The sequence below is a fragment of the Micromonospora sp. NPDC004551 genome (genome assembly GCF_040609975.1).
Classification (GTDB): domain Bacteria; phylum Actinomycetota; class Actinomycetes; order Mycobacteriales; family Micromonosporaceae; genus Micromonospora.
This window is the reverse complement of sequence record NZ_JBEXLM010000015.1, coordinates 16,463-34,157: the sequence shown is the minus strand read 5'-3', so window position 1 is coordinate 34,157 and position 17,695 is coordinate 16,463. Positions and strand designations below refer to the sequence as shown.

Genomic DNA, 17,695 nt, shown 5'->3' with positions numbered 1-17,695 from the left:
GGTCAGGTGAAGGCGAGCCCGGTGGCGTGCGGCAGCCAGTAGCCGAGGTACGCCCCGGCGGTGACCTGGTAGCTGAGCCGGCCGTTCACCCACGCGGTCGCGCCGAGCGGCGCGATGGACGCCGACGAGAAGGTGAGCTTCTTGGAGCCGGTGACGGCGCCCTTGCTGTCGTACGCGTAGCCGGTGTAGGTGCCGGGCTGGAACGACAGGGTCCGGGTGGGCTGGTACCTGTGCTCGACCGCCTTGCCGAGCAGGATGCGCTGCCCGTACGCCTCGGGCACCAGGTAGCCGGCGAGCCCGCCGTTGGTGATCCGGTAGTAGATGCCGCGGCCCAGGACCCGGGTCCGCTGGTCGGCGAGGGCGCCGGAGGCCCGGGTCAGTTTCAGCGTCTTCTGACCGGTGATCGCCCCGGTGCTGGAGAACTTGTAGCCGACGTGGGTGCCGGCCGAGAACGAGACCGTGCCGTTCACCAGAGGCGCCGGGTAGTCCGAGCGGAGCAGGTAGGCGTACGTGGCGAAGGTGGCCGACCAGGTCATCTCGTAGAGCTTCAGGTTCTGCGCCGTGTGGACCTGGTGGTACTTGAGGTGCGGCTGGGCGCACCCCATCGAGTAGTTGCTCGCCCACCGGGTGACCCGGAAGTGGGTCGGCACGTAACGCCGGACGGTGCTGGCCGCCCCGTCGAAGACGGCCACGGCCCGGTCGTCGCCGGTGAGGCGCCAGTAGTCGTAGACGCCGTACAGGGCGAAGATGTGTCCGTTGAGGACCCGCTCGCCGGTGGTGCCGAAGGTCACCGGGTACTCCTCCAGCCAGAGGTACCCGTTCGGGTCCACCCAACTGCCCCAGGGCGCCGTGGCGCTGACCGGGAGGGTCAGGCTCAGGAACGTGTTGTCCGCCGCCGTCCGCCACTTCGCGTCGCCGGTGAGTTCGGCGAGGCCGACGAAGAGACTGAGCAACTGCCCCTGCGCCATCCCGCTGTACCAGGGCGCGCGGAGCACCGGCCGGCCGGCGCACCGGGTCAGGTCGAAGTCGTAGGGGTAGAACCACGCCCCCCGGGACTCGACCCGGCGGTCCAGGTTGCGCTGGGCGTTCGCGATCGCCCGGTCGAGGAACCGCTGGTCCCGGTTGATCCGGTAGGCGGCCAGGTTGCGCAGGCCCCACTGGGCCTGGGCGACGGGATGGTCCCAGACCTTGCCGAGGAAGCTGAACATCCGGACGCCCTGGGCGTCGTGCAGGCCGGGGTCCGCCAGCGGGGCGGGTTCGGTGTTGGTGGGCTGGGCCGCCAGGGGCAGGCTCTTCGGCAGGTGGCCGTCGCGGGCGTACCCGGCGACGACGTCGGCGGCGGTCGCGCCCGCCGACCGCTCCCGCCGCTGCTGCTCCTTGACCTTGCCGACGTCCCGCGACGGCGGGCGCGGCACGCCCTCGGCGACCGGGTCCGGCGTCCACCCGGGGTCGGGGACGGAGACGTCGGTGGACCGGTCCGGGCCGGCCGGGCCGGCCGGCGCGGCGGGTGCGGGGGCGGCGGGCGCGAGGCCGAGCAGCGCGCCGACGGTGAGGGCGGCCACGGCCCGGCGGGCCCCTGGTAACGCGTTGATCATCATCCGGATACTCCCCGTGTCATCGATGTACCCGGATGCTAGCCAGTGACCGGTGTGCCGCTCCGGCCCCGAAACGCCCGACCTTTCCGGCTGATCGGCCCAACCTGCCTCACCAGGTCGGACGCTGGAGCAACCCGACGAACTCCACCAGCAGGCGCTCCCGCAGCCGGAGCGGGGCCGCCTGGAGCAGGGTGTTCACGGCCGCCATCCGGTCCGCCGGCCCGGCGCCGAGCCCCAGGCCGGCGGCCAGCCCGGCGATCAGGTCGGGGGTGAGCGCCTCCGGGGTGAGGCTGCCGGCGAGCGCCAGCAGCTCCGGGGGGAGCACGACCGGCCCGGCCGCCCGGGCCGCCGCCACCGCCTCGGCGAGCGCCGGGCCGAATTCGGCCACCCGTGGGGCCACCGCCGCGGTCACCGTGAGGTGCACGCTGGCCGGCAGGCCGGCGTACGCGAGCTGCGGCTGGGTGTGCCAGCCCCGGGCGGTCAGCTCGTCCACCAGCACGAACAGGTCCAGCCCCGGGTCGTCGGAGGTGAAGCAGACCACTGTCGACTCCGGCTCGGCCAGCAGCCGCAGCCCGTCGACCGCGCGGACCGCGTCGGCCAGCCCGGTGACCGCGTCCCGGGTCAGGGCGGCCAGCCGCAGGTAGCCGTCCTCGCCGAGGTGCCGCAGGGTCGCGTACGCGGCGGCGATCGGCCCGCCCGACCGGGTCGAGGCGATCACGGGGTTGACCATCGTGTAGCCGGGCCAGTCCGCGTACGCGAAGAACTGCGGCGACCGCAGCGCCGGATCCCGGTGCAGCAGCACCGACACGCCCTTCGGTGCGTACGCGTACTTGTGCAGGTCGACCGAGATCGAGGTGACCCCGGGTACGGCGAAGTCGAACGGGGGCACCGGCGCGCCGAGCCGGCGCAGCCAGGGCAGCGTCCAGCCGCCGAAGCAGGCGTCCACGTGGCAGCGCACGCCGGCCGCCGCCGCCACGGCCGCGATCTCCGCCACCGGATCGACCACGCCGTGTGCGTACGACGGGGCGGAGGCGACCACCAGCACGGTCTCGGGCCGGATCGCGGCGGCCACGTCGGCGACGGCCGGGCGCAGGGTCACCGGGTCCACGGGCACCGGGTCGAGGGCCACCCGCAGGTAGTGGGCCGCCTTGGCGAAGGCGGCGTGCCCGCTGACCGGCACGACGATGCGCGGCTCGGCGAGGTCGGGCCGGGCGTCCCGGGCCGCCTTGACGGCCAGCATCAGCGACTCGGTGCCACCGCTGGTGACGCTGCCGACCACGTCCGGCGCGGACGTGCCGGGGCCGCCGCCGAGCAGCCGGGCGGCCGCCCCGACCAGCGCGTTCTCCATGGCCAGCAGGGACGGGAAGGCGGTCGGGTCGAGGCCGTTGACGTGGGCGCTCCCGGCATGGGCGGCCTGTGCCAGCTCGTCCAGCCCGGTCACGCCGGGGTCGTAGACGTAGGCGAACAGCCGCCCGCCGTGCGTCGGGCGGTCGGCCGCCCGCAGAGCTCGGACCTCGTCGAGCACCCGCGCGGCCGGCACCCCGTGGAGAGGCAGCGCCCCCGTCGTTTCGTCGATCATGGACCTGTGGTGCCCTTTCTGTGGCGTTCAGCGACTGTCGTCCGCGACCACAACTCCACGATCGCCGGAGCTGGGGGCGGGGGTGGGGCTCAGGTGGGCCGCGGTCAGGGTGTAGCCGCGTAGCAGCGCGATCGGAGCGGCGACCAGCAGGGCCGGCAGGACCGTGAAGCCGAGCAGCACGCCCAGCCGGGCGGTGGCGGACTGGGCGGCCGCGGAGCCGGTGGACGAGGAGACGTAGCCGGAGAGCTGGAGGACCAGGCCGTAGATGCCGGGGCCGAGGGCCAGGCCGAAGGTCTCCCCGGCGGTCCACAGCCCGGTGAACACCCCGGCCTGCCGTCGGCCGGTGCGCGCGGTGTCGTAGGCGATGCAGTCCGGCAGCATGGCCAGCGCGAAGACCTGCTGGCCGGCGTAGCCGACGCCGATCAGCGCGACCACGGCGTAGACCCCGACGGCCGGGAGCGCGGGGGCGGCGACCAGGGCCAGCGCGCCGGCCGCGAAGAGCAGGGACGCGGCCACCAGGGCGCCGCGCTTGCCCAGCCGGGCCCCGGCGCGGGTCCACAGCGGCATGACCAGCAGCGCCGGGCCGACGAAGCAGGCGAAGAGCAGGGTCGGCCCGCTGTCCGGCGCGCGGAGCACCTGGTCGGCGAAGTACTTGACCCCGGCCAGCACGGTGGCCACACCGGCGGACTGGATCACGAAGCAGATCAGCAGCACCCGGAACGGCCGGTTCCGGCCGGCGACCGTGAGCTGGGCGCGCAGGCTGGGCTCGCTCTCCCCCACCGTGCCGCTGGGCGCGGAGCGGGTGCCGAGGAACACGCCGACCGTGCCGACCACGATCAGCACCGCCACGAACAGGCCCATCCAGCGGTGCCCGGGCACGCCGTCGCCGCCGGCGGTCACCACGGCCGGGGCCACCGCGCCGGAGACCAGGATGGCCAGCGCCAGCACCGCGATCCGCCAGCTCATGAGCCGGGTACGTTCCGCCGGATCGCCGGTCAGCTCGGCGGGCATGGCCACGTAGGGCACCTGGAAGAAGGCGAACGCGGTAGCGGTGGCCAGGAACGCCACGGCCACGTACGTCCCGGCGGCCGGGCCGGCACCGAACGGCGCCGCGAAGATGGCGGCGAAGAGCACGGCCAGGGCCAGCCCGCCGCCGAGCAGCCAGGGCCGGCGCGCGCCCCAACGGGACCGGGTCCGGTCGGAGATCCGCCCGGCGACCGGGTTGACCAGCACGTCCCACGCCTTGGGCAGGAGCACCAGCAGGGCGGCCACTCCGGCCGCGACGCCCAGCGTGTCGGTGAGGTACGGCAGCAGGAGCAGCCCGGGCACCGTCCCGAAAGCGCCGGTGACCAGGGACCCCAGCGCGTATCGGGCGTGCACCCGGCGAGGCAGGCTCCCGCCCGTTTCCGTCATGGAGCCGAATGCTACTCACGTTATGTCAGCGGTCACATCCCCTCGTCGGGCGACCAGGCGGCCGCCGCCATGTCCACCCCGGCGGGGCGCAACGGGCAGCCCTCGGCGCGCAGCCGGGCCCGCGCCTCCACCTCGTGCCCCGGCGGCAGCCGACCGGCCGAGTTCACCACCCGGTGCCACGGCACCCCGCCACCGTGTCGCGCCATGATCGAGCCGACGAGCCGGGCCGAGGCCCGCCCCGACCGGTCGGCGAGGGCGTCGGCCACCGCCCCGTACGACATCACGCGGCCGGGCGGGATCCGCTCGACCAGGTCCAGCACCGCCTCGATGTACTCGTCAGGTGTCACGGGCTGCCACGATATGGGAACGCGCCGAGGTGCGGTGGACCGCAGCGCGCAGAATGGTCCGGTGCGCGAAGCAGTCACCTCGGCCCGCCGGATCGTCGTCAAGATCGGCTCGTCCTCGCTGACCACCCCGGCGGGCGGCCTGGACGACACCCGGGTCGACGCGCTGGTCGACACGCTCGGTGCGCTGGCCACCGCCGGGCGCGAGGTCGTGCTGGTCTCCTCCGGCGCGATCGCCGCCGGCCTGGCCCCGCTCGGGCTGCGCCGGCGCCCCCGCGACCTGGCCACCCAGCAGGCCGCCGCCAGCGTCGGGCAGGGCCTGCTCATCGGCCGCTACACGGCGGCCTTCGCCCGGCACCGGCTGACCGTCGGGCAGGTGCTGCTCACCGTCGACGACGTGACCCGGCGGGCGCACTACCGCAACGCGTACCGGACGCTGCGCAAGCTGCTCGACCTGCGGGCCGTGCCGATCGTCAACGAGAACGACACGGTGGCCACCGAGGAGATCCGCTTCGGCGACAACGACCGGCTCGCCGCGCTGGTCGCCGCCCTGGTCGACGCCGACCTGCTAGTCCTGCTGTCGGACGTGGACGCGCTCTGGACCGGCGACCCGGCCCGCGCCGGCAGCACCCGGATCACCGAGGTGCACGGCGAGGGCGACCTGGCCGGCGTGGACATCGGCGGCGCCGGGCGCGCCGGGGTGGGCACGGGGGGCATGGTCACCAAGGTCGAGGCGGCCCGGATCGCCACCGGCTTCGGCATCCCGGTGGTGCTCACCGCCGCGCCGCTGGCCGCGCCGGCGCTGGCCGGCGAGCCGGTCGGCACCTTCTTCCACCCGAGCAGCCGGCGCCCGGCGGCCCGGCTCTTCTGGCTGGCGCACGCCACCGCGCCGCGCGGCCGGCTGCACCTCGATCCGGGCGCGGTGCAGGCCGTGGTCGGTCGGCGCAAGTCCCTGCTCCCGGCCGGCATCACCGCGGTCGACGGCGCGTTCACCGCCGGGGACCCGGTGGACCTGGTCGACACCGAGGGCGCACCGGTCGCCCGTGGGCTGGTCAACTACGACGCGATCGAGCTGCCCGGGCTGCTCGGCCGCTCCACCTCGGAACTCGCCGCGGCGCTCGGCCCGGCGTACGAACGGGAGGTCGTCCACCGCGACGACCTCGTGCTGCTGTGAGGAGTGCTGGCATGAGCGTGGTCGAGCAGGCCCGGCGGGCCCGGGGCGCGGCGGAGGCCCTCGCGGTCGCCACCCGCACGGTCAAGGACGCCGCGCTGCACGCGATGGCCGGCGCGCTGGTGGCGCGTACCCCCGAGATCCTGACCGCGAACGCGGCAGACCTGGCGGCCGGGCGCGAGGCCGGGCTGAGCACGGCCGTCCTGGACCGGCTGACCCTCGACGAGGGCCGGGTGGCCGGCATCGCGGACGCGCTGCGGCAGATGGCCGCGCTGCCCGACCCGGTGGGCGAGGTGGTGCGCGGCGCGACCCTGCCCAACGGGCTCGAGCTGCGCCAGGTCCGGGTGCCCTTCGGGGTGGTCGGCATCATCTACGAGGGCCGCCCCAACGTGACCGTCGACGCGGCCGGGATCTGCCTGAAGTCCGGCAACGCCGCGCTCCTGCGCGGCTCCTCGTCGGCGGCGCACTCCAACGCCGCCCTGGTCGCGGTCCTCCGCGACGCGGTCGCCGGTGCCGGCCTGCCGGCCGACGCGGTGCAGCTCCTCGACGCCAGCACCCGCGACTCGGTCAAGGAGCTGATGCGCGCCCGGGGCCTGGTCGACGTGCTGATCCCGCGCGGCGGGGCGTCGCTCATCCGGACCGTGGTCGAGGAGTCGACCGTGCCGGTGATCGAGACCGGGGTGGGCAACTGCCACGTCTACGTGGACGCCGCCGCCGACCTGGCGAAGGCCGTGGCGGTCACGCTGAACTCCAAGACGCAGCGGCTGTCCACCTGCAACACGGCCGAGTCCCTGCTGGTGCACGCGGCCGTCGCGGACGCCTTCCTGCCGGCCGTGCTGGCCGCCCTCGCCGAGGCCGGGGTGACCGTGCACGGCGACGCCCGGGTGGCCGGCTACTCCGACGCCGTGGTGCCGGCCACCGAGGAGGACTTCGACACCGAATACCTCTCCGCCGACATCTCGGTGGCCGTGGTCGACTCGCTGGACGCGGCGGTCGCGCACATCCGGCGGCACGGCACCGGCCACACCGAGGCGATCGTCACCGACTCCCAGCCGGCGGCCCGCGAGTTCGTGGCCCGGGTGGACGCGGCGGCCGTGATGGTGAACGCCTCCACCCGCTTCACCGACGGAGGCGAGTTCGGCTTCGGCGCCGAGATCGGCATCTCCACGCAGAAGCTGCACGCCCGCGGCCCGATGGGGCTGCCCGAGCTGACCAGCACCAAGTACGTGGTCACCGGCGACGGCCACCTGCGCTGAGCGGCCCGGCCGCGCGGCCGCTCAGGCGGTGGGCGCGGCCGGCTCGGGCGGCGCCGACTCCGGTGGCGGCGCGGACGGCGGGGCCGGCCTCGGCAACGGGACGACGGGCGGCAGGACCAGCTCGCCCGGGGGCGCCGGGCGCGGGGCCGGCACCGGCGGCGACACGAACGGCGCACCGGAGACCGGGGCCTCGGGAGTGGTCGGACGGCAGGCCCGGATCGCCCGCAGCGTGGTGTGCACGTCGAACTGGTGGCCGTCGTCGCTGTCCCAGCCGCCGTCGCTGCGCTGGGTCTCGGCCAGCCGCCGCCGCGCCGAGACCAGCAGCCACTGCTCCTCGCCCACGTCGACCCGGCGCAGCGTCGCGGCGAGCCAGGCCACGTCGGCCGGGGACATCTGCGGGATGCGTTCGGCCAGGACGGCCTGGATCCGGGCGGACTCGTAGTACATCTGCTGGCGGTGCAGCACGGCTGCGGCCAGCCAGCCGGCCGGCAGGAAGGACGGCCAGCTGCCGTCCGGCGCGAGCTGCGCGGCGAGCGCCTGGGCCGCCGCCTGGACCACACCGGCGTACGCCCCGCCGACCCGGTGGTCGAGCGGGCCGGCGGCGCGGGCGTCCAGCCCGGCCACGGTGAGCCAGAACCCGGCGTTGGCGGTCAGGAAGAGCCGGGCCTCCGGGTCACCCGGCGTGGCCCACTCGGGGGCGAACCCGGCCAGCGACGGGTCCTCGTCCCAGCCGCCGTCGGGGAGCTGGCGGGCGGCCAGCCAGTCCAGGGCGTGCCGGGCGGCGGGGCGACCCAGCGCACCGAGGTCGTCCAGCTCGGCCAGGCGGTAACAGGTCGCGTCGACCGAGGCGACCTCGCCGTCGAGCACGGCCGGCCAGCCACCGCCGGACGCCTGCCCGGATTCGGCCGCGTCGAGCAGCTCGGGCGGCACCGGGGCGCCAGTGCGCAGCCGGGAGAGGCGGGCGCGGTCCACCGCGTCGCCGTGCGCCACGACGAAGCCGATCGCCGCGTCCAGATCCACCACGACAGTCACGCTACCGGCGCAAACGTGGTTACGCCTCGGTAGCTCGGCCAGGGGTGGCCCGGCCCACCGGCGGTACGCGAAGGGCCCTCCCGGCACACCCGGGAGGGCCCTTCGACAGCGACCTCAGTAGGCCGGCAGCGCCGGGTCGATCTGCTTGATCCAGGAGAGCACGCCGCCCTGGACGTGCACGGCGTCCCGGAAGCCGGCGGCCTTGAGCGCGGCGAGCGCCTCGGCGGAGCGGACGCCGGACTTGCAGTGCAGCACGATCTGCTTGTCCTGCGGGAGCTTCGCCAGCGCCTCGCCCGAGATGATCTCGCCCTTGGGGATGAGGGTGGCGCCGGGGATCCGGACGATCTCGTACTCGGCCGGCTCACGGACGTCGACCAGGAAGATGTCCTTGCCGGCGTCCTGCCACTCCTTCAGCTCCAGCGCGGTGATGGTCGAGTCGACCACCGCCTCCTGCGCCTCGTCGGAGACCGCGCCGCAGAAGTCCTCGTAGTCCTCCAGCAGGTCGGTGACCGTCGGGTTCTCGCCGCAGAGCACGCAGTTCGGGTCCTTCCGAACCTTGATCTTGCGGTAGCTCATCTCCAGGGCGTCGTAGACCATCAGCCGGCCGACCAGCGGCTCGCCGATGCCGGCGAGCAGCTTGATGGCCTCGTTGACCTGGATCGACCCGATGGACGCGCAGAGCACGCCGAGCACGCCGCCCTCGGCGCAGGACGGGACCATGCCGGGCGGCGGCGGCTCCGGATAGAGGCAGCGGTAGCAGGGACCGTGCTCGGCCCAGAACACCGACGCCTGGCCGTCGAACCGGTAGATCGAACCCCAGACGTACGGCTTGCCGAGCAGCACCGCCGCGTCGTTGACCATGTAGCGGGTGGCGAAGTTGTCGGTGCCGTCGACGATCAGGTCGTAGCCGGAGAAGATCTCCCGGACGTTGTCCCGGTCCAGCGCGGTGTTGTGGATCTCCACGTTGACCAGCGGGTTGATCTCGCGGATCGAGGCGGCGGCGGACTCGGCCTTGGACCGGCCGACGTCGGAGACGCCGTGGATGATCTGGCGCTGGAGGTTGGACTCGTCGACGGTGTCGAAGTCGATGATGCCGAGGGTGCCGACACCGGCGGCGGCGAGATACATGAGGGCCGGCGAGCCGAGGCCACCGGCGCCCACGCAGAGCACCCGGGCGTTCTTCAGCCGCTTCTGACCCTCGACGCCGACGTCGGGAATGATCAGGTGGCGGGAGTAGCGACGGATCTCGTCTACGGTCAGCTCGGCGGCGGGCTCGACGAGCGGGGGCAACGACACGGTGGACTCCCCGGGATCGGCGGTGGGACCGCGCCATTGTCGCTCGCCCCGGTAGGGATCGGCCATGATGAGGGCCACGTCGCCCGACATGCGGGAGCGGGAATAACTCAGAGCCCGTCGGTGGGCTCGCCGGAGTAGCGGGCCCCGTCGACGTACGGCCAGGCGTTCGCCACGCAGCCGGCCAGCCCGTACGTCTGCTGCTGCATCACCGGCGCCGGCGCGCCGGGCCCGGGGCAGGCCTGGTGCAGCTCGCCGAACTCGTGCCCGACCTCGTGGTTGATCACGTAGGTCCGGTAGACCTCCAGCGGGGCGCCGTAGTCGGGCACCGCCTCCATCCAGCGGGCCAGGTTGATGACGACCCGGCCGGGCAGCCGGCACGAGGTGTAGCGCTCGGTGCTGAGCCCGCCCTCGGCGCACATCCGCTCGGAGGTGGCGGGGGTGGCCAGGTAGACGGTGAAGTCGGCGGCCGCCGCCTCGGGCACCCGCTGCACCCGCAGCTCACCCGAGGCGATCCAGCTCCGGGCGTCGCCCAGTACCGCGTCCACGGTGGCGGCGAACTCGTCGACGTCCTGACCGGCGTCCTGCTCGACCTCGACCCGGTAGCGGCGCAGCGGGCCGTCGTGGCCGTGTACCGGCGAGCGGCCGTCGGCAGCGGCGAAGCTGCCGGGGCCCGCGGTGGGGTAGCCGCCCGGCTCGCTGCGGGGCCCGACGGCGGCGCCGTTGGCCAGGGACGGGTCGGCGGACAGCGGATGCCGGGCGGACAGGTGCACCGGACCGTCCGGACCGGCCAGCCGGGTCACCCCGGCCGCGCCGGCGCCCGCGACGAGCAGCACCGCCAGGAGCAGGACCGTGCGCCGCCGGCGACGCCGCATCCGGCGCCGGGCGGGGTTGACCGGTGGTGCGGTGCCGGGGTGGGCCGGCGGACGGTCGAAGTCGAGCCGGGGCGGGCCGGGGTCGGCAGGCGGGTCGTAAGGGGACGACGACGTCATGCCCTCAGCGTGCCATGTCAATTCGGGCGATTAGCCCACATCCACCACTTATCCCGCGAAATACTTCTCATTGCCAGGATCAGGTCGTTCACACCGACGGACCGGTGTACCGCTTCCCGCCCACGTACGGCCACGGGTTCGGCCGGCAGCCGTTCAGGAAGAGCGTCTGCTGCTGCATGACCGGGGCCGCCCGGCCCTTCCCGGGGCAGGCCTCGTGATGATGTCCCAGCTGGTGACCGACCTCGTGGTTGACGACGTAGAGCCGGTAGGTGTCCAGCGGGAGCTTCGCGGCGACCAGGTGGGGTGCCGAGGTCCGCCACCGGTCCAGGTTGATCACCACCTTGCCGGTCACCCGGCAGGACGTGTACGGCACACCGCCCACCCGGATGTCGATCCCCCCGGCACGGCAGAGCCGCCCCGCGGTGTCCCGGGTGGCCAGGTAGATCGTGAAGTCGGACCGGCTGCCGGCGCCCACCCGCTGCAACCGCAACTGGCCGCTGTCCACCCAGCTCCCCGGCCCGGCCAGCGCTCGTTGCACGGCGTCACCGAAGGCGTGCACGTCCTCACCGGAGCCGTTCTCCACCGCCACCCGGAACCGGCGCAGCACCCCGGCCCGGCCCAGCACCCCGCCGGCCCGGTCGTCGTAGCCGAAGCTCCCCCGGCCGTGCGCGGGCACCGGGCCGGGCAGTTGCAGCACCGGCGTGCTCGGCACCGGGTTGGGCGGCGCCGACGGTGACGGCGACGACGGCGGCGGCGCGCTCGACGGCGGCGGGCCGCCCGTGGGCAGGGGCGATTCGGCGGCCGAGTCGGCACTGACCAGCGCCTCGGCCCCGACCGACGGGTGTTGCAGCGCCACCCCGATGCCGACCGCGGCGGCGACGAGGAAGGCACCGACCACGACGGCGGAACGCCAGCGGCCGGCGGGCGGGGCGGTGGGCCGCGCGGCACGCGGACGGGCAGAGGTGGGCATCCGGCTCAGCCTGCCATGTCCCGGCGCAGGCCGCTCTCCCCCGTTTCGGTGATCAATGCTCTGGCCTGCGTGTCCGTCCACTCGCCGCCCGGCGGCGCCCCGACGGGGGACGCCTCGGCGAGCAGTGCCAGCACGGCCCGCGCCACCGTGCGGGGCACCTCCAGCTGGGCCACGTGACCGACACCGTCGAGCAGCAGCAGGCGGCTGTCCGGGATCACCCGGGCGGCCTGCGGCGCCACCCGCACGTCGACCAGGCGGTCCTGCCGCCCGCCCACCACGAGCGTCGGCACCCGCACCGTCCCCGTCAGCCGCCACAGCGAGCCGGACCCCGGCAGGTACGACCGCAGGAAGCTGGAGACCAGACCACGGAAGGTGCGGACGTATGCGGCGGCGTAGTGAACCGCCTCGTAGCGGATCCGGATCTCCTCGATCGCCTCCTGCCGGCGCTGGTCGCTGATCCGGGTGAGATCGGCGATGCACGCCTCCATCACCTGCTGGGCCATGACCTCGGGTGCGAGCTGGGCCAGCCGCCAGGCGGCCAGGCGCTCGCCCCGGGGGATCGCCAGCAGGGGCAGCATCCGCCCCTGCAACGAGCGCCGGAAGTCCAGGAACGGCAGGGCCGGGGAGATCAGGGTCAGCGTCCGGACCAGGTCCGGCCGCAGCGCCGCCACCCGTACCGAGATCGCGCCGCCGAGCGAGTTGCCGAACAGGTGCACCGGCCCCCGGCCGCTGTGCTCGATCCAGCGGACCACCCGATCGGCGAAGGCCGGCACCGTGTAGCGCCGGCCGGGTTCGCTGCGCCCGAAGCCGGGCAGGTCGATCGCCTGGCCGTCGAGCCGGTCGGCGAGCAGGCCCGCCAGATCCGTCCAGTTCTGTGACGAGCCGCCGAGGCCGTGCACGTAGAGCGCCGGCTCGGCGCCGGGAGCGGTGGCCGGCGTGTCCCGCACGTACGTGACCGTGCCGTCGAGCCGGACCTGCCGGCCGGGCCAGGGCGGCGGGACGTGGTGCGCGGGCAGGAGATCATCCGGCCAGAGGGTGGCGGGCTTCATGACTTCAGTCTTCCCGCGGCAGCGGGCCCCGACACCGGCTCAGGCGAGCAGCGCCTCCAGGCGGCGGTTCACCGCGGCCAGCGTGGCCCGCACCACGGCCTGCCGGGGATCCCCGGCGACCAGGGCCGACCCGGCGAGCTGTTCCACCCAGCCGTCGCACACCAGCAGCACCACCACGGTCGCCACCTCGCAGTTTCCGAACGGCACCACGGCGGCGTGCTCGACGAAGCACCGCCCCCGCTCGCCGGCCGGCGCGGCCCGGCCGAGCAGTTCGTCCACCGCGGCGGCCGCGGCCACCGCGCAGAGCCGCAGCACGTAACCGTCGACGGCCGGCCCGGTGGAGTGGCCCTCCGCCGTCCGGTCACCGGCGATCAGGCGGACCTCCACGGTGGCGTCCAGGCCGAAGGTGCTCACCTGGACGTGGTCGATCACCACCCGGGGACCCGGCAGGCCGCCGGTGTCCAGCGGTCGCGACGGCGCGGTCTCCGTCGTGCTCATCTGCCCGCCGGAGTACGAGGTGCCGAGCGTGGCCGGGCTGCCGGTGGCCGTGCCGGCCGGGGCCGCGGCCAGCGACGACTCCTCCACCGCGGCCCGGCCCCGGTGGGTGCTGGCCGGCCGGCGGCGGCGCGGCGGCTCGCCGTCGCCGCTCTCGACCGGCGCCTCGGTGAGCCGGCCGGCGCGCGCCTCGGGCGCGGCGAACCGGCCCTCCCCGGACCGGTTCTCGGCCGGGCGGTTCGGGCCGGGCCGCGGGGCGGCCGGTTCCTCGGCCGCGCGGAACTGCGGGCCGGTCAGCCCTTCGGCCCCCCGGGACGGCGGGCCGGCGACACCCTCGACCGGGTGGGACGGCGAACCGGCCAGCCCCTCGACCGCCCGGGACCGCGGTTCCTCCGCCGGTTCGGAGCGTGGGCCGCCAGGATCCTCCGCCACCGGGGCCTGCGGGGCGGACCAGGCCGGACGGGACGGGTCCTCCGCCGGACGGACGCCGGATCGCGCCGGTGCGGGCCGGTCCTCGGCGGGGCGGGGCTCGGCGGGGCGGTCGGCGCGCGGCTGGGCCGACCGGCGGCGGACCGGGGGCGGCGGGGCCGCCGGCGCGCCGGGCAGGTTCTGCGGGGCGGCGGCCAGCCCCATCCGCTCCTGGAGCAGGCGGGCCACCATCCGGCTCACCTCGGCCGGGTCCGCGCCGTCGGCGAGGTCCAGCCGGAGGCTGTGCGCCCCGGCCGGGGTGCGGCGCAGCGCCGCGTCGCGGACGCCGGCCACCTCCCGGACGGCGTCGAGGATGGCGTTGACGTCGAAGCCCTCCGGCCGCTCGCGCAGCGGCGCGGGTTCGTCATCGCGGCGCAGGTGGGTGGCGATGCGGGCGAGTTCCGGGGTCTCGGCGGACGGTTCCACGGCGGGCGGCTCCGGCACGACGGGCACATCCGGCTCGGCAGGGACACGCTGCGGCAGCACCGGCGTGGGGTCGCCGGCGACCGCCTCGGCGGCCGGCGGCGGTTCCGGGGCGGACCGGCGGGCGGCGTAGGGGGGCGCGCTCGTCGGGGTGGGCGCGGGGAGGCGGTCGGCGGGGGCGGGCGGCCGCTCCGCCCCGCCCGACAGCCGGTACGGCGTGCCCTCCCGCTCACCGGCAGCGTGGACGGCCGGCGCGGGCGGGTAGCCGGTGGGCGCCTCACGGGGCACCGGTGGCGCGCTGGTCGGGGTGGTGTGCGGGGGCGCGCTGAACGGGGTCACCGGCACGGGCGGCCCGGCCCAGCTCGGCCGCTCGGGGGCCTCCCGGGCGGCCGGCTCGGGTGCCGGACGGGATTCGGGCGCCTCGTACGGCCGGGACGCCTCGGTGCGCGGCGCCTCGTAGCCCTCGGGCGACTCGGCCCGGACCGGTTCGTAGGGGCGGACCGGCTCCGGCCGGGGTGGTTCGTAGCCGGCGGGCGGCTCGACCCGGGCGGGCTCGTAGGGCCGGGTCGGCTCGGGCGCCCACTCCTCGCGGCCGGCGGCCCGGCGGGCGACCGGCTCGTCGTCGCGAGCCACCCGGCGGGCGCCGGGCTCCTCGTCGCGGGCAGCCCGGCGGGCGACCGGCTCGTCCTCACGGGCGGCGCGGCGGCCGGCGAGCTCCTCCTCGCCGGCCCGGGGGCCGGTCGGCTCGTCCTCGCGCGCCCAGGGCGGCGCCCAGCCCCCGCCCCAGCTCGGGCGGTTCCAGGCCGGGCCGGGCCACGCCGGTTCCTCGGCCGGCCCGGCGCCCCGGTCGTCGGCCACCGCGCGCGGCGGCTCGGCGGCCGGCCGGTGCTCGCCCGCGGCACCGGCGTCCGGGCCGGCGGGCGGGGCCGAGGTGGGCGGGTCGGCCCAGCCCCGGGAGAGCGACGGCGCCGCGGCCGGCGGCTGTTCCGGCGGGAAGCGGTCGGAACGGCCCGCGTAGGGCGGCGCCTCGGCCGGGAACTGTTCCGGCGGGAGACGGTCGGGACGGCCCGGCGACGGTGTGGCCTCGGCCGGCGGCTCCTCCGGCGGCAGGCGGTCGGCCCAGCCTCGGGAAAGCGACGTTGGTTCGGACCGCTCGGCGGTCGGGGCATGGAAGCCGGGGGGCACCTCGAAGCCGGAGGCGGCGGCGCCGACCGGCGGCACCTGGAGGGCCGGCGGCGCGGACGTCGGGCCGCTCTCCGCCCAGCGCGCGGCGCGCCCCGCCGGCGGGTCGTCGGAGGCGTGCCGGGACCGGTTGGGATCCGCCTCGGCGGCCGGCTGCTCGACCGCCGGGGCCGGGCGCTGGGCCGGCACGATGAGCCGGTCGCCGCCGGTCTCCCGGCGCGGCTCGTCCGCGGGCGGGGCGCTCACCGGCGCCTGGCGGGTCACGGGCGGTTCCTCCCCGGTGTGCACGCCGTTGACGTGGCGGCCGTTGACCCGGCCCGGCGGCTCCTCGGCGGTCAGGCCGGGCAGCGGGGCCGGCAGGTCGCCGTGCCGGGGGGACGAGGCGCCCCAGCCGCTGGTGAGGTCGGCGCGGGGCCAGCCGCCGGGCGCCGGCGCCTGCCGGGCCCAGCCGGTCGCCGGGGGCGCCCACCCGCTGCCGGCGTGGGCCAGGTCGTCCTGCTGACCCGTGCCGTCGCCGTGCTCTCCCGGGGTGGCGGCTCCGGGTTGCCCTGATTCACTCACCGCGCGCTCCTTGGTCGCCCCCGCTGAGGCTACCGTGTGGTGACAGTGGCGATAAGTTACAGCGGCGGGCCAATTCCGCGACGGGTTCACGGACCCGGAACGGTTCGGGTGATAAGTGCCGGCTCGTACAGAGAAACTCGGAGGTTCCCATGACCGCTGTGGGGAACGGTGCGCAGACCGCCGGCCGGCCCACCCGACTGCCCCGCTCGGCGCGCCGCAAGCAGCTGCTCGCGGCCGCCCAGGAGGTGTTCGTCGCGCAGGGCTACCACGCCGCCGCGATGGACGACATCGCCGAGCGGGCGGGAGTCTCCAAGCCCGTGCTCTACCAGCACTTCCCCGGCAAGATGGAGCTCTACCTGGCGCTCCTGGACACGCACTGCGACGCCATCGTGGCGAAGGTGCACGACGCGATGCGCGGCACCAACGACAACAAGGAGCGGGTCGGCGCCTCGGTGCGCGCGTACTTCGACTTCGTCGACCACGAGAGCGAGGCGTTCCGGCTCGTCTTCGAGTCGGACCTGCGCAACGACCCGGCCGTGCGGCAGCGGGTGGAGCGGGTCGAGCAGGGCTGCATCGCCGCGATCACCGACACGATCATCTCGGACACCGGCGTGAGCCGGGCCCACGCCGAGCTGCTCGCCTCGGGTCTCGTCGGCGCCGCCGAGACCGCCGCCCAGTTCTGGCTGGCCGGCGGCCGCCAGGTGCCCAAGGCGGAGGCCGAGGCGCTGGTCGCGGCCCTGTCCTGGCGGGGCATCGCCAGCTTCCCGCTGCAAGGTGAGTCAGCCTGAACATCGGGCCGCCAGATCGGATAGCCTTCCCACGGTGGCTTTTTCGCCCCAGTTGAGGAGGCACAGTGGAGGTCAAGATCGGCGTGCAGTACGCGCCGCGGGAGCTGGTCCTGGAGAGCGCGCAGTCGCCGGCCGAGATCGAGCAGATCGTGACCGACGCCGTCGCCAAGGGTGAGGGCACCCTCTCCCTGACCGACGAGAAGGGCCGGCGGGTCATCGTGCCGGTCTCGAAGGTCGCCTACGTCGAGATCGCGGAGGCCTCGCCCCGCGCGGTCGGGTTCACCGTCCGCTGATCCCGGCCGGCCCGCCGTCGCGGGCTGTCATCCCGGGCTGGCCCGCTCTCGCGGGCTGTCATCCGGGTCGGCCCGCCGTCGCGGGCCGTCATCCCTTGCCGGCCCGCCGTGGCGGGGAAGCCCGTCACGGCGGTGCCCGGCGTCAGTTGTTCAGGCCCGCGGCGGTCATCCGCGCGGTGTGCGCCTCGGTCAGCCGGCGGAACAGCGCCGGCACGTCCACGCCCTCCCGGGAGATCAGCGCGGTGAGCGCGCCCCGGTCGGCGGCGGCGACCCGTCCGGCCTGGGAGAGCGCCTCGCCGACCAGGCGCCGGGCCCACATGGAGAGCCGGTTGGCCACCCGGGGGTCGGCCTCGATGGCGGCCCGGATCTCGTCGGCGGCGAACTCGGCGTACCGGGAGTCGTGCAGCACGTCGAGGATCAGTCGCCGGTCCGGCCCGTCGAGGCCGTCCGCGATCCCCCGCAGGAAGTCGTCGCTGATGGCGTCGCCCACGTACGCCTTGGTCACCGCTTCCAGCCAGTCCTTCGGCTCGGTCGAGTCGTGGTACGCCTGCAACGCCGCGACGTAGGGGGCCATCGCCCGGTCGGGCGTGACGCCGAGCGCGGTGAGCCGGTCGGCGATCCACCGGTAGTGGGCGATCTCGGCGGCGGCCATCTCGCTCAGCGCGGCCCGTCGGCGCAGGTCGGGGGCAAGGCGGGCGTCGGCGGCCAGCCGGTCGAAGGCCAGCAGCTCGCCGTAGGCGACGAGGCCGAGCAGATCGACGAGCGCGGGGTCGGGGGCGGACACGAGCGCA

General features: G+C 75.7%; 14 protein-coding genes and 1 pseudogene. 4 read left to right on the top strand and 11 right to left on the bottom strand.

What is annotated here, in order from left to right:
• Positions 1–2: 2 nt before the first annotated feature.
• From ABZW14_RS18855 to ABZW14_RS18840, 4 genes are all read right to left on the bottom strand, one after another.
• A complete protein-coding gene (locus ABZW14_RS18855; protein ID WP_355347797.1) occupies positions 3–1,598 on the bottom strand; it encodes a D-glucuronyl C5-epimerase family protein in 1,596 nt (531 codons plus the stop codon).
• A 106-nt stretch (positions 1,599–1,704) separates the two neighbouring features.
• On the bottom strand, positions 1,705–3,174 hold the full coding sequence (locus tag ABZW14_RS18850) for an aminotransferase class V-fold PLP-dependent enzyme (RefSeq protein ID WP_355347794.1): 1,470 nt from the start codon (positions 3,172–3,174) through the stop codon (positions 1,705–1,707).
• A 27-nt stretch (positions 3,175–3,201) separates the two neighbouring features.
• Positions 3,202–4,587 carry an MFS transporter gene (locus tag ABZW14_RS18845; RefSeq protein WP_355347791.1) on the bottom strand — a complete coding sequence of 462 codons (1,386 nt, stop codon included), beginning with the start codon at positions 4,585–4,587 and terminating at the stop codon, positions 3,202–3,204.
• Between the two features lie 32 nt (positions 4,588–4,619).
• The gene (locus ABZW14_RS18840; protein WP_355347788.1) at positions 4,620–4,934 is read right to left on the bottom strand and encodes an MGMT family protein; all 315 of its coding nucleotides are present in this window, start codon (positions 4,932–4,934) and stop codon (positions 4,620–4,622) included.
• A 13-nt stretch (positions 4,935–4,947) separates the two neighbouring features.
• On the opposite strand from ABZW14_RS18840, the gene proB reads away from it, so the two are divergent.
• Both proB and ABZW14_RS18830 read left to right on the top strand, forming a co-directional pair.
• The gene (gene proB, locus ABZW14_RS18835) at positions 4,948–6,105 is read left to right on the top strand and encodes a glutamate 5-kinase (RefSeq protein ID WP_355347785.1); all 1,158 of its coding nucleotides are present in this window, start codon (positions 4,948–4,950) and stop codon (positions 6,103–6,105) included.
• Positions 6,106–6,116: 11 nt separating this feature from the next.
• Complete coding sequence (locus tag ABZW14_RS18830; RefSeq protein WP_355347782.1) at positions 6,117–7,358, top strand: glutamate-5-semialdehyde dehydrogenase; 1,242 nt, start codon at positions 6,117–6,119, stop codon at positions 7,356–7,358.
• Between the two features lie 204 nt (positions 7,359–7,562).
• Here the strand turns inward: ABZW14_RS18830 and ABZW14_RS18825 are convergent.
• From ABZW14_RS18825 to ABZW14_RS18800, 6 genes and pseudogenes are all read right to left on the bottom strand, one after another.
• Positions 7,563–8,432: pseudogene (locus tag ABZW14_RS18825) on the bottom strand (hypothetical protein); the annotation flags it as partial.
• Between the two features lie 72 nt (positions 8,433–8,504).
• The gene (moeZ, locus tag ABZW14_RS18820) at positions 8,505–9,752 is read right to left on the bottom strand and encodes an adenylyltransferase/sulfurtransferase MoeZ (protein ID WP_355348115.1); all 1,248 of its coding nucleotides are present in this window, start codon (positions 9,750–9,752) and stop codon (positions 8,505–8,507) included.
• A gap of 41 nt (positions 9,753–9,793) precedes the next feature.
• Complete coding sequence (locus ABZW14_RS18815) at positions 9,794–10,675, bottom strand: DUF3152 domain-containing protein (RefSeq protein ID WP_355347779.1); 882 nt, start codon at positions 10,673–10,675, stop codon at positions 9,794–9,796.
• Between the two features lie 88 nt (positions 10,676–10,763).
• Positions 10,764–11,645, bottom strand: coding sequence for a DUF3152 domain-containing protein (locus tag ABZW14_RS18810; protein ID WP_355347776.1), 882 nt, complete (start codon positions 11,643–11,645; stop codon positions 10,764–10,766).
• Positions 11,646–11,650: 5 nt separating this feature from the next.
• Positions 11,651–12,694, bottom strand: a complete 1,044-nt coding sequence (locus tag ABZW14_RS18805; RefSeq protein WP_355347773.1) for an alpha/beta hydrolase — start codon at positions 12,692–12,694, stop codon at positions 11,651–11,653.
• 39 nt (positions 12,695–12,733) lie between these two features.
• Positions 12,734–15,823 (bottom strand): hypothetical protein, encoded by a 3,090-nt coding sequence (locus ABZW14_RS18800; RefSeq protein ID WP_355347770.1) that lies wholly within the window; start codon positions 15,821–15,823, stop codon positions 12,734–12,736.
• 149 nt (positions 15,824–15,972) lie between these two features.
• Here ABZW14_RS18800 and ABZW14_RS18795 point away from each other — a divergent pair, with 149 nt between their 5' ends.
• Positions 15,973–16,611 (top strand): TetR/AcrR family transcriptional regulator, encoded by a 639-nt coding sequence (locus tag ABZW14_RS18795; protein ID WP_074472473.1) that lies wholly within the window; start codon positions 15,973–15,975, stop codon positions 16,609–16,611.
• A gap of 65 nt (positions 16,612–16,676) precedes the next feature.
• Complete coding sequence (locus ABZW14_RS18790; RefSeq protein ID WP_091262888.1) at positions 16,677–16,904, top strand: DUF3107 domain-containing protein; 228 nt, start codon at positions 16,677–16,679, stop codon at positions 16,902–16,904.
• Positions 16,905–17,046: 142 nt separating this feature from the next.
• Here the strand turns inward: ABZW14_RS18790 and ABZW14_RS18785 are convergent, their stop codons facing one another.
• A complete protein-coding gene (locus tag ABZW14_RS18785; RefSeq protein WP_355347767.1) occupies positions 17,047–17,688 on the bottom strand; it encodes a ferritin-like fold-containing protein in 642 nt (213 codons plus the stop codon).
• Positions 17,689–17,695: the final 7 nt, after the last annotated feature.

What these genes read in the sequence shown, in the direction of transcription:
- ABZW14_RS18855 (WP_355347797.1), bottom strand. Translation starts at nt 1,598, where the DNA reads ATGATGATCAACGCGTTACCAGGGGCCCGCCGGGCCGTGGCCGCCCTC.
- ABZW14_RS18850 (WP_355347794.1), bottom strand. Translation starts at nt 3,174, where the DNA reads ATGATCGACGAAACGACGGGGGCGCTGCCTCTCCACGGGGTGCCGGCC.
- ABZW14_RS18845 (WP_355347791.1), bottom strand. Translation starts at nt 4,587, where the DNA reads ATGACGGAAACGGGCGGGAGCCTGCCTCGCCGGGTGCACGCCCGATAC.
- proB (WP_355347785.1), top strand. Translation starts at nt 4,948, where the DNA reads ATGGGAACGCGCCGAGGTGCGGTGGACCGCAGCGCGCAGAATGGTCCG.
- ABZW14_RS18830 (WP_355347782.1), top strand. Translation starts at nt 6,117, where the DNA reads ATGAGCGTGGTCGAGCAGGCCCGGCGGGCCCGGGGCGCGGCGGAGGCC.
- moeZ (WP_355348115.1), bottom strand. Translation starts at nt 9,752, where the DNA reads ATGGCCGATCCCTACCGGGGCGAGCGACAATGGCGCGGTCCCACCGCC.
- ABZW14_RS18815 (WP_355347779.1), bottom strand. Translation starts at nt 10,675, where the DNA reads ATGACGTCGTCGTCCCCTTACGACCCGCCTGCCGACCCCGGCCCGCCC.
- ABZW14_RS18810 (WP_355347776.1), bottom strand. Translation starts at nt 11,645, where the DNA reads ATGCCCACCTCTGCCCGTCCGCGTGCCGCGCGGCCCACCGCCCCGCCC.
- ABZW14_RS18805 (WP_355347773.1), bottom strand. Translation starts at nt 12,694, where the DNA reads ATGAAGCCCGCCACCCTCTGGCCGGATGATCTCCTGCCCGCGCACCAC.
- ABZW14_RS18795 (WP_074472473.1), top strand. Translation starts at nt 15,973, where the DNA reads ATGACCGCTGTGGGGAACGGTGCGCAGACCGCCGGCCGGCCCACCCGA.